11 protein-coding genes and 3 pseudogenes are annotated in these 13,650 nt (G+C 67.3%); 9 read left to right on the top strand and 5 right to left on the bottom strand.

Annotation, left to right across the window (positions count from 1 at the left end):
* Positions 1 to 2,112, top strand: a 2,112-nt coding sequence (locus tag G3N92_RS22170) for a patatin-like phospholipase family protein (RefSeq protein WP_206129726.1), incomplete at its 5' end; no start/stop codon positions are given.
* 22 nt (positions 2,113 to 2,134) lie between these two features.
* Here the strand turns inward: G3N92_RS22170 and G3N92_RS22165 are convergent.
* Entirely contained in the window at positions 2,135 to 3,289 is a 1,155-nt protein-coding gene (locus G3N92_RS22165) for an ATP-binding protein (protein ID WP_206129725.1), read from the bottom strand.
* A complete protein-coding gene (locus G3N92_RS22160; protein WP_206129724.1) occupies positions 3,276 to 3,983 on the bottom strand; it encodes a response regulator in 708 nt (235 codons plus the stop codon). The genes G3N92_RS22165 and G3N92_RS22160 overlap by 14 nt, the downstream gene beginning before the upstream one ends.
* Positions 3,984 to 4,402: 419 nt before the next feature.
* Between G3N92_RS22160 and G3N92_RS22155 the strand changes: the two genes are divergently transcribed.
* The 3 genes and pseudogenes from G3N92_RS22155 to G3N92_RS22145 form a co-directional block, all read left to right on the top strand.
* The gene (locus G3N92_RS22155; protein WP_206129723.1) at positions 4,403 to 5,317 is read left to right on the top strand and encodes a glutaminase; all 915 of its coding nucleotides are present in this window, start codon (positions 4,403 to 4,405) and stop codon (positions 5,315 to 5,317) included.
* Positions 5,318 to 5,600: 283 nt separating this feature from the next.
* Positions 5,601 to 6,758: a porin gene (locus tag G3N92_RS22150; protein ID WP_206129722.1), complete on the top strand. Its 1,158-nt coding sequence runs from the start codon at positions 5,601 to 5,603 to the stop codon at positions 6,756 to 6,758.
* Positions 6,759 to 6,768: 10 nt separating this feature from the next.
* Positions 6,769 to 7,128 (top strand): annotated as a pseudogene (locus G3N92_RS22145) (ATP-binding cassette domain-containing protein); the annotation flags it as partial.
* 96 nt (positions 7,129 to 7,224) lie between these two features.
* On the opposite strand, the pseudogene sctJ reads toward G3N92_RS22145, so the two are convergent.
* The 3 genes and pseudogenes from sctJ to G3N92_RS22130 form a co-directional block, all read right to left on the bottom strand.
* Positions 7,225 to 7,941: pseudogene (gene sctJ / locus G3N92_RS22140) on the bottom strand (type III secretion inner membrane ring lipoprotein SctJ); the annotation flags it as partial.
* 47 nt (positions 7,942 to 7,988) lie between these two features.
* Complete coding sequence (locus G3N92_RS22135) at positions 7,989 to 8,381, bottom strand: type III secretion protein HrpB2 (protein ID WP_206129721.1); 393 nt, start codon at positions 8,379 to 8,381, stop codon at positions 7,989 to 7,991.
* Between the two features lie 31 nt (positions 8,382 to 8,412).
* Positions 8,413 to 8,997, bottom strand: a complete 585-nt coding sequence (locus G3N92_RS22130; RefSeq protein WP_206129720.1) for an HrpB1 family type III secretion system apparatus protein — start codon at positions 8,995 to 8,997, stop codon at positions 8,413 to 8,415.
* Between the two features lie 245 nt (positions 8,998 to 9,242).
* On the opposite strand from G3N92_RS22130, the gene G3N92_RS22125 reads away from it, so the two are divergent.
* The 5 genes and pseudogenes from G3N92_RS22125 to G3N92_RS35040 all read left to right on the top strand — a co-directional run.
* Complete coding sequence (locus G3N92_RS22125) at positions 9,243 to 9,644, top strand: hypothetical protein (protein WP_206129719.1); 402 nt, start codon at positions 9,243 to 9,245, stop codon at positions 9,642 to 9,644.
* Between the two features lie 29 nt (positions 9,645 to 9,673).
* Entirely contained in the window at positions 9,674 to 10,030 is a 357-nt protein-coding gene (locus tag G3N92_RS22120; RefSeq protein ID WP_206129718.1) for a lysozyme inhibitor LprI family protein, read from the top strand.
* 257 nt (positions 10,031 to 10,287) lie between these two features.
* Positions 10,288 to 11,364 (top strand): type III secretion system export apparatus subunit SctU, encoded by a 1,077-nt coding sequence (gene sctU / locus G3N92_RS22115; RefSeq protein ID WP_206129717.1) that lies wholly within the window; start codon positions 10,288 to 10,290, stop codon positions 11,362 to 11,364.
* A 20-nt stretch (positions 11,365 to 11,384) separates the two neighbouring features.
* Positions 11,385 to 13,490, top strand: a complete 2,106-nt coding sequence (gene sctV, locus G3N92_RS22110; RefSeq protein WP_206129716.1) for a type III secretion system export apparatus subunit SctV — start codon at positions 11,385 to 11,387, stop codon at positions 13,488 to 13,490.
* A 4-nt stretch (positions 13,491 to 13,494) separates the two neighbouring features.
* Positions 13,495 to 13,650: pseudogene (locus tag G3N92_RS35040) on the top strand (type III secretion protein); the annotation flags it as partial.

Genomic DNA, 13,650 nt, shown 5'->3' with positions numbered 1-13,650 from the left:
GCGCACCTCGGCGTGCTGAAGGTGCTGGCCGCGCACCGCATTCCGATCGACTGCATCGCGGCCACCAGCATGGGCGCGGTGGTCGGCGGCCTGTATGCGAGCGGGATGAGCGCCGACGACATGTCGCGCCGGCTCGCCGACGTCAACCTGGCCGACATCGCGTTCGACGTGACGGAGCGCGCCGAACTGCCGCAAAAGCGCCGCGAGGACGAGGAACGCTATATCGGCGGCCTGACGCTCGGCTTCGGGCCGAAGGGCTTCAAGGCACCGGCCGGGCTGGTGCAGGGCAACCGGCTGCAGGCGCTGCTGGCCGACTGGACGTCGACCGTGCCGACCAATCAGCCGTTCGACCGGCTGCCGATCCCGTTCCGCGCCGTGGCCACCAACCTGCGCACCGGCCAGATGGTCGTGCTCGACCGCGGCTCGCTGCCGCTCGCGATCCGCGCCAGCATGGCGATGCCGGGCCTGTTCTCGCCCACCGAGATCGACGGCCAGACGCTGGTGGACGGCGGCCTGGTCAGCAATCTGCCGGTCAGCACGGTGCGCAGGATGGGCGCGAACGTGGTGATCGCCATCGACATCGGCTCGCAGCTGCGCCCGCTCGACGCGCTGGCCTCGCCGGCCGACGTGTTCCAGCAGATGCTCGGCATCCTGATCCGCCAGAACGTCTCGCAGCAGCGCAGCGAGCTCGGCCCGCGCGACGTGCTGCTCGAGCCCGCGCTCGGCGCGCTGAGCTTCACCGATTTCCAGAACGCGAAGCAGGCGATCGCGGCCGGCGAGGCGGCGGCCGAAGCCGCGCTGCCGAAGCTCGAACCGTATGCGCTGTCGCCGCAGGCCTATGCGGCCTATCTCGCGCAGCATCGCACGCCGTCCGAGCAAACCCTGCGCATCGCGAAGATCGAAATCCGCACCAGCGGCCCGGTGCCCAAGCGCGTGGTGGCCGATGCGCTGCACGTCAAGCCGGGCGATTTCTACGACCCGCAGGCGGTCAGCCGCGACCTGCTGGCGCTGACCACCAGCGGCAATTTCGACACGGTCACGCAGCAGGTGGTCGGCGACGGCGACGCCAACACGCTCGTGATCGACGCGCGCGGCAAGGATTGGGGGCCGAACTTCCTGCTGTTCGGCCTCGGCATGTCGAGCAGTTCGAGCGACGAGGGCGGCTTCCGCTTCCACGTGGGCTACCGCCGCCCGTGGCTGACCGATTCGGGGCTGGAATTCCGAGTCGATTCGACGCTCGGCAGCGATCTGCAATCGCTGCACACCGAGCTGCGCCAGCCGCTGTCGAGCCGGTACGGTTTCTATCTCGCGCCCTATGCCGAATTCGTGCGCCGCTTCGCGAACCTGTATCTCGACAACTACAAGATCACGCAATACCGGCTGCAAACCGAGCGGCTCGGCATGGATTTCGGCGTACCGATCGGCCGGCTCGGCGATTTCCGGATCGGCCTGGCCTATGCGCACGGCAACGCGTCGGCCACCTACAACCTGCCGGTCGAAGTCAGCGACGACGGCCAACTGAGCGGCGAAACCTTCCTGCCCTACAACGGCCACGAACTGACGGCGCGCGCGCGCCTGCTGATCGACCAGCTCGACGACCCGCTGCTGCCGCGCAAGGGCTATTTCGCGGAACTGCGCGCCGACCGCTCGCTGCTCGCGAGCGATCAGGCGCGTTATACGGAGATCTTCGGCAAGGTGATGATCGCGCAGCAGTTCGGACGCCACAGCTTCAGCGCGAGCATCGAGGGCGGCAAGAATTTCGGCAGCGAAAGCCCGGTGAACCTGCTGGCGTTCACGCTCGGCGGCTTCCAGCATCTGTCGGCCTATGCCGTCGATCAACTGAGCGGCAACGCGCTGGCCTATGGTCAGGTGACCTACATGAATCGCCTGATGACGTTCAACGCGTCGCCGATCAAGGCGTTCTACGTGGGCGCGAGCGCGGAAATCGGCAACGTGTGGGCCAACGACGACGGCGGCCGCAGCGGGCCGATGAAGCAGAGCTATTCGCTGTTCGGCAGCTTCGCGACCTCGTTCGGGCCGATCTACGTGGGGATCGCGCTGGCGCCGGGCGGGCTGCGCAACCTGTACTTCCAGCTCGGCCGCACCTACTGAGGCCGAGCCTGCCAGCGCCGCGTCAGCCCGGCCAGCGGATCTCGAAGCGCGCGCCGCCCAGCAGGCGCGCGTCGGCCACCGCGATGCGGCCGCGGTGCGCCTCCAGCACCTGGCGCGTGATGGCCAGGCCGAGGCCGTAACCGGCGGTATGGCGGTCGAGCCGCACGAACGCATCGAAGATCCGCTCGCGCTCGCTCTCGGGCACGCCGGGGCCGTCGTCCTCGACGTAGACCACGATCTCGCCGGGGCCGACGCCGAGCTTCACGCCGATCAGGATGCGCGACCGCGCGTACTTGCCGGCGTTGCGCAGCAGGTTGCGGATCGCGTACGACATCAGCCGCGTATCCATGTTCACGCGCAGCTCGCGCGGCACGGCGATGCGCATCTCGATCGTCTTGCCGGGATCGAGCTGGGCCATGTCGTGCACCTGCGTTTCGAGCCAGTTCGCGAGCAGCGTCGGCTCGGGAATCGATTGCAGCGAGCTGTATTCGAGCCGCGCGTAGGTCAGGCTCATGTCGATCAGCTCGTCGAGCTCGGTGACGTCCTGCGCGATGCCGTCGAGCGCGTTCTGGCGCTCGGCCTCGTTGCGCGAATCGCGCAGGATCTCGATCGCGAACCGCACGCGCGCGAGCGGCGTGCGCAATTCGTGGGAAATGCCGTTGGTCAGGTCGCGCTGCGCCGCGATCAGCCGCTCCATGCGCATCGCCAGCGCGTTCAGGGTGCGCGCGAGCGGGCCGAGCAGCACGCTGTGCGATTCGCGGGCGCGCGTGTGGAAGCGCCCGCCGCTGAAATCGATGGCGCGCTCGCGCACCATCACGAGATCGACCCAGGTGGGCCGCGCCCAGCGCCAGGCGGCCAGCGCGGGCACCGCCAGCACGAACAGCGCCACGCCGCAGCGCCCGCCCGGCAGCGCGTCGAAGCCGGCCAGCACGCGGGCCGGCGTCAGCGTGTACGACAGCGCCAGCAGCGGCACGCCCACCATCAGCAGCACCAGGCTCATCAGATGCAGGTAGGCGCGCAGATAGAGCCGCGACCAGCTCGGCGTGCGATCGGCGCGCGTGTCCGTCCAGGTGCGGCGAAACCGCAGCCAGCGCCAGCGCAGGTAGCGCAGCGCGGGCAGCCGCGGCTGGGGGGCGGCGCGCGGCGCGGGCGCGCCGGCCGGTTCATTCCCACGCATGCGTGCTGAACTGATAACCCTTGCTGCGGACCGTCTTGATCCGGCGCGGGTGGCTCGCATCGTCCTGCAGCTTGCGGCGCAGCTTGGAGATGCGGCCGTCGATGGTGCGGTCGAGGCCGTCGAATTCCATGCCGCGCAATTCGCGCATCAGGTCGTCGCGGCTCACCACCTCACCCGCGCGGCAGGCCAGCACCCACAGCAGATCGAATTCGGCCGAGGTCAGATCCGGCGACGAGCCGTCCGGCAGGCGCACCGAGCGGTTGCCGCGGTCGATCGAGAAGCCGCCGAACGCGAAGCTGTCCGGGCCGTGCGCGGCCTCGGCGGCGCGCTGCGGCGCGCGGCGCAGTTGCGCCTTGATGCGCGCGAGCAGGATGCGCGGCTCGACCGGCTTGCGCACGTAATCGTCGGCGCCGAATTCGAGGCCGAGCAGCTCGTCGTACGGCTCGTCGCGCGCCGTGACCATCACGATCACGCCGTCGAACTGCTTGCGCGCCTCGCGGCAGATCTCGAAGCCGTCCTTGCCGGGCAGGTTGACGTCGAGAATCACCAGGTCCGGCCGCATCGAGAGAATCGTGGGCACGGCCGCGTGGCCGTCGAGCACGGTGTCGACCGCGTAATCGTGCTTGCGCAGATAAGCGACGATCAGCGCGGACAGGCGAGGGTCGTCTTCGACGAGAAGAATGCGGTGGGGCATGAGAAATCGGATCGGTCGAGGCTGCCGGCGAAACGGCGCGCCGGTTCGCTGCGTAAGGTTCCGGTAAACACCGGTAATTTCATGAAATATTGCGCATGATACTGCCCCCTGCGGCAGGTGGACGCGCTCGCCACGGAATTCCACAGGAAATCGGCGGCGGGTTCGCCCGACACCCCGGGAAACCGGCGTTTTCGCGCCGGATTCGCGGCCGATTATTGCGTCCGATGCTCAGCAGACGCTTAACAGACGCGCCACATTTCGCCTCGCGCGACACCGCCGCCGCCCATCGTGCTTCGCATTGCCGTCGTCCGCTTCGCCTGCCGGGCCGGCGCACCGCGTTGGTGCTTGACGAATCGCCGCGCAAGCGCTTCCATACGGGCTCGCTGAATTTCGCGCCACAAGCGCCGCCGAACGCCGTCATGGATTACCAACCGATACTCGACCGCATCCATTCCGAAATCGCGCCGTGGATCGGCGCGGGGCGGGTGGCCGATTACATCCCCGAGCTGGCCAAGGTGCCGGCCGAGCGCTTCGGCATCGCGATCGTCACGCTCGACGGCCGCACCTACACGGTGGGCGACGCGCACGAGCGCTTCTCGATCCAGAGTATTTCCAAGCTGTTCGCCTGCACGCTGGCGTTCCAGATGCTCGGCGACGAGCTCTGGCAACGCGTCGGCCGCGAGCCGTCGGGCAACGCGTTCAATTCGCTGGTGCAGTTGGAAAGCGAACGCGGCAAGCCGCGCAACCCGTTCATCAACGCGGGCGCGCTGGTGGTGACCGACGTGCTGAGCCGCCGCTTCGTGCGCGCCGAAACCGCACAGGTGGAATTCATCCGCCGCCTGATCGGCTCGACCGAGATCGACTACGATTCGCGCGTCGCGCAATCCGAATGGCAGCACGCCGAGCGCAACCTCGCGATGGCGCACTTCATGGCCAGCTTCGGCAACATGTGGATGCCGCCCGAAACGGTGGTGGACGCCTATTGCCGCCAGTGCGCGATCTCGATGAGCTGCGTGGAGCTGGCGCAGGCCGCGCTGTTCCTGGCCAACGGCGGCGTGGCGCCGATCACCGGCGAGCGCATCATCGACGCCAGCTCGGCCAAGCGCCTGTCCGCGCTGATGCTGACCTGCGGTACCTACGACGCGGCCGGCGATTTCGTCTATCGCGTGGGGCTGCCGGCCAAGAGCGGCGTGGGCGGCGGGATCGTCGCCGTGCTGCCGGGCGAGATGGCGGTGTGCGTCTGGTCGCCGGGGCTCGATCCGAACGGCAATTCGCTGGCTGGCGTGCTCGCGCTCGAATGGCTGACGAGCTATACGGAACGCTCGATTTTCTGATTCCGAGCCTTCGACGCGCCGGCGAATTCTGACGATTCGCCGACGCGCTTCGATTCATCCAGCGCCCGGACGCTCGACGCATCGAATAATTTTTAACGCCATCAAGCACGCAGATACCGGAATTTGGATTCTGGTTCGCCACCGTTCACGCCCTCTCCGTTTTCGCGAAGATCGTGCGGCGCCCCCCGCCGCACGCGAAACAACACGCCCGCGCCTGTCACGAACCTGACTTGCATGCCACTTAGAGTGGCGGCTCGATTGAATCCCAAAGAGGACATAACTCGTGAACCACTCCTATCGCATCGCGGCGGTAGGCGCGTGCCTGGCCGCCTGTGCCGGTCTGCCCGCCTACGCCTACGCAGACGAAACGCCCACCGCCACCGGCTCCTCGGTGACGCTCTACGGCATTCTCGATTCCGGTATCGAATACCTGAATCACGCCGCCGCTTCCACCACCAACAAAGGTCAGACCAACAGCGTCACGCGCATGACGTCGGGCAACATGTCGGGCTCGCGCTGGGGCATCACCGGCCGCGAGGATCTCGGCGGCGGCTCGCGCGCGTTTTTCCTGCTCGAAAGCGGCATCAACGTGGGCACCGGCGCGTCGCTGCAAGGCGGCCGCGAATTCGGCCGGCTCGCCTACGTGGGCATCGCCAACGACACCTACGGCACCATCGCGCTGGGCCGCCAGGGCGGCCTGTTCCTCGACTGGGTCAGCGAATACAACCCGCTCAAGAACGCGGTGTACGCGGTCAAGATGCAGGATCCGGCGTTCTCCGACCGGCTCGACAACACCGTGCGCTACGAGCAGCACTTCGGCGGCCTCGCGGCGATCGTCCAGTACAGCCTCGGCTACGACAACGTCAACTTCGGCTCGCAGCCGGCCGGCGACTCTCGCTACGCCCGCGTGATCGAAGCCGGCCTGCGCTACAAGCACGGCCCGTTCAGCGCCACGCTGGTGTACGACCAGAAGAACGGCGGCAGCACCAGCCCGACGGCCGCGCACACCGCCAAGGTGGGCGGCAACGAAGGCGACATCGACCGCCGCATCGGCGTGGGCGCGAGCTACAAGATCGCGACCGTCACGACCTACGCCGGCTACCGCTACATGGATTCGCACGCGGTGCACCTGACCACGCTGTCGACCTCGCCGGTCGAGGCCAGCAGCCTGTACTGGTTCGGTTCGACCTGGTACGCGCGGCCGAACCTGGCGTTCTCCGGCACCGCGATGTATCAGAACTTCTACGGCAACTCGCGCGACCCGTGGTCGTTCCAGATCGATGCGGACTACTTCCTGTCCAAGCGCACCGATCTGTACCTGAACCTCGGCTACGTGCTGAACCGCAACGGCTCGAACCTCGGCCTGAACGGCTTCGGCACCGACGTGGTGGCGGGCAAGAACCAGTTCGGCCTGATGGCGGGCATCCGTCACAAGTTCTAAGGGAGTGCGCATGAACCACGGCACGAGCGTCTCGATCCACCTGCGCGGCTTGCGGCAGCGCTTCGGCGGGCACACCGTTCTGGACGGGATCGATCTGGACGTGCCGGCGGGCACCACGCTGGCGCTGCTCGGCCCGTCGGGCTGCGGCAAGAGCACCCTGCTGAAGCTGCTGGCGGGGCTGCTCCAGCCCGACGAGGGCTGCGTGATGTTCGGCGGCGACACCGTCGCCGACGCCGCGACCTGCGCGCCGCCCGAGGCGCGCGACCTCGGCATGGTGTTCCAGGACTACGCGCTGTGGCCGCACCTGACGGTGGCCGGCAACGTGGCGTTCCCGCTCGAGATGCGCGGCGTGCCGCGCGCCGAGCGCACCGAGCCGCCCGCGCAGGCCGGATGCCGCCGCATCGCCCGCATCGCCGCCGCCCGATCCGCCGCCGGATCCCGAGTTGTCCGAACCGTTCGGCAGCTTGCGGCGCAGCACGATCAGCAGGGCCGCCGCGACGATCAGCACCGCGCCGGCGATGCCGCTGACGATCCACACCAGCGGCGCGCCGCCTTGCGGCTGCTGCGGCTGGCGCGCGAGATCGGACGGATCGGCCTGCACGGCCGTCACGCTGACCTGGTCGTAGGTCAGGCCTTCGACGCTGTGCATCACGAGGGTCTTGATCTGCGGCACCAGCGCGCCGACGTCGGAATTCGGGCGGTACTTGATGAACACGGCCGCCGACGACGGTTTCATCGTCTGCGCGAGCGGATCGTTGTTCGGCAGCACGATCTGCACGCGCGCCACCAGCACGCCGTCGATCTTCGACAGCGTGGACGACAGCTCCTGCGACATGCCGTAGATGAAGCGCACGCGCTCCTCGGTCGGCGTGGAGACGAGGCCGTCCTTCTTGAACAGATCGCCGAGATTGTCGTAGCGGCTCTTGGGCAGGCCGCGCGAGCGCAGCGCTTCCATCGCGCGGACCATCTGGTTCTCGTCGACGTCGAGCGTCCAGGTCTTGCCGCCGTCGGGCGTGTCCTTCGAGGCGTCGACGCCGTTCTCGAGCAGCGCCACGACCATCTCGTTGACGTCCTGCTCGGACAGGTTTCCGTACAGTTCCTTCTTGCAACCGGCGAGCAGCGCGCAGAGCGCGAACGCGCCCGCGACGGCCGTACGCCGCCATCCTGACCGGGTCTGTGGCATGGGGTAAGTCTCGCGGCGGACCGCACGGCGCCCGCGGGCGCCGCGTGTCACTGGTTCTTCATCAGCGTTTCGATCGACGATTTCGACGAGTTCACGACGCCCATCTTCGCTTCCATGTCGAGCTGCGTGGCGGCCAGCTCGTAGGTCAGGCGAATCGAGCCCGCGTTGATCTCGTTGAGATTCATCTCGGGGGCCTGCTGCATGAACTGGGCGGCGTCGGTCACGCTGCGCTGCAACTCGGCGTCCTGCGCGGCCACCAGCTTCGAGGCGACTTCCATCGACGGGCTCTGGGCCGCGTGCGGCGGCGCCATCGACGGCTTGTCCATCATCGCCTTGAACTTGTCGGCGGCGGCGGGCGAAGCGCCGCCCCCTGCCGCTTCCGGCTGATTCAGGGCTTCGAGCGAGGCGCGCAGCGCCGCGGAATGATCGATTGCAGTCATAGTCGTCCTCCGTCAGACGAACCGGCGACGCTTACGCGCGCAGCGCAACGCCGAACGGCAGGGATTCGAGGCCCGACACCGGCGCGGCGGCCGGTGCGTGCGTATCGGGGTGGTCGCCGCGGTTCGCGAGCTCTTCGTTGAGCTCCTCGATCGAGGCCGGCGGCACGAACGCGCTGCCGTTGCGGCTCGCGTGCACCGCGCCGAGCAGTTCCTCGCGGGCGTGCAGCGCCTTGACCAGCGAGACCGTGTCGCGCGTCGGGTTGTTTTCCAGCACTTCGTTGGCGATCAGCTTCCAGTCGCCGTCGCCCTTGGTCGACAGGCAGAACGCCAGCAGCGCCTTCGCGTAGGCGAAGCGCGGCGCGCTCTCGCTGACTTCGCGCAGCACCAGGATCGCGTCGTCCCAGTGGTTGCGAACCATGTGCAGGATGCCGTCGAGCATCTGGATCTCGGGCACCTTCGGGCGCAGCACGCGCAGCGCGTCGAGCATCAGTTCGATGTCGTACGGATCGACCGACACCTTCGGGAAGGTCTGCAGCAGCGCATCCGAAGCCGTTTCGATCAATCCTCCGACGATCTCCGGGCTGCAATTCAGGTAATCGGGTGTGGCGTTGGTCATCGCGCATTCTCCTGGCGGAATTCTTCGCGCCACGCTCGGGGTCGATCGGACGCACCATCGAACCTTAGCAACGGGCTGTGACGCGTGCGGGCCGCGATGCGAAGGCAGCGCGGGGAAAGCGAAGCGGGGTGGAGGGGAGGCACGCGGCGGGTATCGTGCCGGAACGCGCCGGTTTTCTTTGCTAGGCTGGCGCGCATCGCACAATCATTTCCGCGGCACGCATCGACGCGGCACGACAATCGAAAATGAAATTCATCACCTCGGCCTTTCTGACCGCCGCGTTTTTGTTACCGCTTTCTCAAGCTGCTGCGGCGGCGCCTTACAACTGTCGAGCCGAACTGAGAAAACTCGTCATTCCCGCCCTCGCGCCTTCGCCCATGCCTAAAAACAAAATGCAGGTCGAACTGGCGGATATATCCGACGACAATGGCCATCCGAGAAACGGCGTGTATGGCGTGCAGATATGGATCGCCGCCGACAGTCCGGACAATGCCGACGGAAAGGTCGCAATCGGCTGGGTCGATTTAGATACGCGGAACATGAAGATATTCGACGTGACCCAAGACGAATATCATCCGCAAGAGCTGAAAATCGACAAGAAACTGTATTCGAATTTCGTCAAGCGCTGCCTCGGGCGCGACCAATGACGCCAGCAGCCCACTCATCACATCGCATAATGAAGACCATCATTTATCTGGCGCTTTTACTCCTGCCGTTCAGTGCAATCGCCCAAACGTGCAATGGCACCGTTTACGACGAACTGATGTGCACCAACCGCTCGCTGAGCGCGTCGAAGAAAGCGCTGAATGCGGTTTACCAGAAAATCTACGCCGCCACGCAATACAAGAACGAGCTGGAACAGTCGCAAAAGGCATGGCTGACGTATAGAGACAAGCAGTGCAACGGCTATATCGCCGCCGAGGCCGCTCAATCGCAAGGCGAAGGCTCCGCACTGATTACGCAGGACTGCCTCGCCACGCTCACCCGGCAACGCGTCGACTATTTGAAGACCTTGATCGATACGTCCCGCTAAAACAATCCGCGTAGCCCGATTCGTCCCGGGCCGCCCGCCGTCATCCGCCGCTCGAAACATCAGACAAATACCCCCGCCCCCAACTTCGCATCCCCATCGCCCGATTCGCGTCCCTCCCGCTTCGCGTCGCGCCCCCCGGCTATCTTCGTCCGACCGGCACCGTGCGCGCGCCTTTGCCGACGCGCCGCCCGCCACCCCGCCAACCCCTGTCCGCCCCCCCCGGCGGGCGCTTGCGCGACACCCGCGCCGAGCGAGCGATGAGCGACGAAAAAACCGAAGAACCTACCGACAAGAAACTGCGCGACGCCCGCAAGGACGGCCAGGTTTCGAAAAGCTCGGACCTCGCGGACGCCATCTCGATGACGGCCGCGATCGGCTTCGTGATGGCGACCGGCGCGCACCTGCGCGATTCGATGCGGCAGCTCGTGATGAGCTCGCTCGAATTCGTCAACACGCCGCACACGCTCACCGACATGTACGACCGCCTCTACCGCTTCGGCGGCATCGCGCTGCTCGCGGTGGTGCCGCTCGCGCTCTGCGCGGCGTTCGCGGGCCTGATGGGTTCGGGCATGCAGGTGGGCCTGCAGATCGCGCTGAAACCGGTCATGCCGAACATCAACGCACTGAACCCCGGCGAAGGCCTGAAGAAGATCTTCTCGATGAAGACGGTCATCGAGACGGCCAAGATGATCGTCAAGGCCTCGCTGATCTTCGCGGTCATGTGGGTGGTGATCCGCGGCCTGATCCCGCTCGTGTCGGGCTCGCTGTATCAGCCGCTGGCGGAGCTGTCGGCGATGTTCTGGAGCATCCTGCTCAAGCTGATGATGGTGGCGGCGGTGATCTTCATCCTGGTCGGCGCGGCCGACGTCAAGCTGCAGAAGATGCTGTTCATCAAGCAGATGAAGATGTCGAAGGACGAGGTCAAGCGCGAGCACAAGAACGACGAAGGCGACCCGATGATCAAGGGCGAGCGCAAGCGGATCGCCCGCGAAATGGCCAATTCCCCGCCGCCGCGCATGGCGCGCGCCAACGTGGTGGTGGTCAACCCCACCCACTACGCGGTCGCGCTGCGCTACGCGCCCGGCGAGCACCCGCTGCCCGTGGTGATCGCCAAGGGCATGGACGAGGCGGCGGCCGTGATCCGCCGCGCGGCGGCCGAGGCGGACGTGCCGATCGTCGGCAACCCGCCGGTGGCGCGCGCGCTGTACAAGGTCGGCGTCGACGAGCCGATCCCCGACGCGCTGTTCGAAACCATCGCGGCGATCCTGCGCTGGGTCGATTCGATCGGCGCGAGCCGCGATGCGCATGCCCAATCCCAGCCGCCCGTTCACTGAGCCCAGCCCCCGGAGCCACGATGCTGAAGTCCTTCAAACTCCCCGCCGGCGGTGAAATCGGCATGGTCGCGCTGGTGGTGGCGATCATCTCGCTGATGATCCTGCCGCTGCCGCCGCTGATGATCGATTCGTTGCTGGCGCTGAACATCACGATCAGCGTGACGATCCTGATGATCACGATGTACGTGCCGGATATTTCGGCGCTCTCGGCGTTCCCGTCGCTGCTGCTGTTCACCACGCTGTTCCGGCTCTCGCTGAACATCGCCTCGACCAAGTCGATCCTGCTGCACGCCGAGGCCGGCAACATCATCGAGAGCTTCGGCAAGCTGGTGGTGGGCGGCAACCTGGTGGTGGGCCTGGTGGTGTTCGCGATCATCACCACGGTGCAGTTCATCGTGATCGCCAAGGGCTCGGAGCGGGTGGCCGAAGTGGGCGCGCGGTTCACGCTCGACGCGCTGCCCGGCAAGCAGATGAGTATCGACGCCGACCTGCGCGCGAACCTGCTGACGCCCGAGGAAGCCAAGCGCAAGCGCGCCACGCTCGCCGTGGAAAGCCAGTTGCACGGCGGCATGGACGGCGCGATGAAGTTCGTGAAGGGCGACGCGATCGCGGGCCTGATCATCACGCTGATCAACATCCTGGCCGGTATCGCGGTGGGCGTGGCCTATCACGGCATGTCGGCCGGCGAGGCGGCGAACCGCTTCTCGGTGCTGTCGGTGGGTGACGCGATGGTGTCGCAGATCCCGTCGCTGCTGCTGTCGGTGGGCGCCGGCGTGATGATCACGCGCGTGGCCGACGAACGCCAGGCCAAGCAGCGCTCGCTCGGCGACGAAATCGGCCACCAGCTCGGCTCGAGCAGCCGCGCGCTGTTCTTCGCGGCGATCCTGCTGATCGGCTTCGCGGCCGTGCCGGGCTTCCCGGCGCTGCTGTTCGTGATGCTCGCGGGCTTGCTGGCGTTCGCCGGCTACAAGCTCGCCAAGAAGCCGGCCTCGGCCCGCGACAGCGAGCACGGCGGCGGCGAGACGCTGGCCTCGATGCAGCGCTCGGGCGCGAAAACCGAAGTGCCGCCGATCCTGCCGCGCGCGCCGCAATTCGCCTGCGCGGTGGGCGTGCGCATTTCGCCCGATCTGGCCGCGCGGCTCTCGCTGCCGACGCTCGACATCGCGTTCGAGGGCGAGCGCAACGCGCTGCAGGAGCTGCTCGGGCTGCCGTTCCCCGGCATCACGATGTGGATCCACGCGCCGCTGGCCGCCTCCACGTTCGAGATCCTGGTGCACGACGTGCCGCACCTGAGCGTCACGCTGCCCGCGGGCAAGGTGCTGCTGCCCGATCTCTCGCTGCTCGCGCCCGACGTGGCCGCCAGCGTGGCCGAGAAATACCAGCAACTGGCCGACCGCACCGAGCCCGGCCCGCAGATCGCCACCGACGGCGTGCCCACGCGCTGGCTCGACGACAAGGCGATCCCGCCCAAGACGCCCGTGTGGCGCGCCGAGCAGATCATCCCGCACGCCTGCGTGGCCGCCATGCGCCGCCACGCCACGCTGTTCCTCGGCATCCAGGAAGTGCAGTGGATCCTCGACCAGATCGGCCACGACGCGCCCGGCCTGGTGGCCGAAGTGCAGAAGGTGCTGCCGCCGCAGCGGATCGCCGACGTGCTGCGCCGCCTGCTGGAAGAACAGGTGTCGATCCGCAACGTGCGCACCATCATGGAAAGCCTGATCGCCTGGGGCGCGAAGGAAAAGGACATGCTGATGCTGACCGAATACGTGCGCGGCGATCTCTCGCGCTTCCTCGCGCATCGCGCCGCCAAGGGCGAGCGTCAGCTGTCCGCGGTGCTGTTCGACATGCAGGCCGAGCAGCACATCCGCGCGGCCATCAAGCAGACGCCCACCGGCAACTTCCTCGCGCTGCCGCCGAACGACGCCGCGTTCCTGATCGACCGCATCCAGTCGTTCGTGGGCACCGCGCCGCGCGACGGCGTGGTGCTGGTCACGTCGATGGACATCCGCCGCTACGTGCGCCGCATGATCGAGGCGCGGCTCGGCTGGCTGGCCGTGTATTCGTACCAGGAGCTGGGCGAGCACGTCGAGCTGAAGCCGGTCGGCCGCGTCACGCTGAACGCCTGATCGCATGACCGCCATCGACTCGCGCTCCGCGCGCATCATCCCCGGCGCGGCGCCCGCCGAGCCGAACCGGCCGCGCGAGCGCCGCTTCGATTACGCCTCGCTGGCCTCGCGCCGCGCGCCGCACCGGCTGCCGGCCCGCGAGCAGGCCGAATCGGGCGGA

Origin of the sequence: Burkholderia sp. Ac-20379 (genome assembly GCF_017104645.1) — a bacterium.
Taxonomy (GTDB): Bacteria; Pseudomonadota; Gammaproteobacteria; order Burkholderiales; family Burkholderiaceae; genus Burkholderia.
Note: the sequence above shows the minus strand (reverse complement) of the source record. Positions and strands in the feature narration are given on the sequence as shown.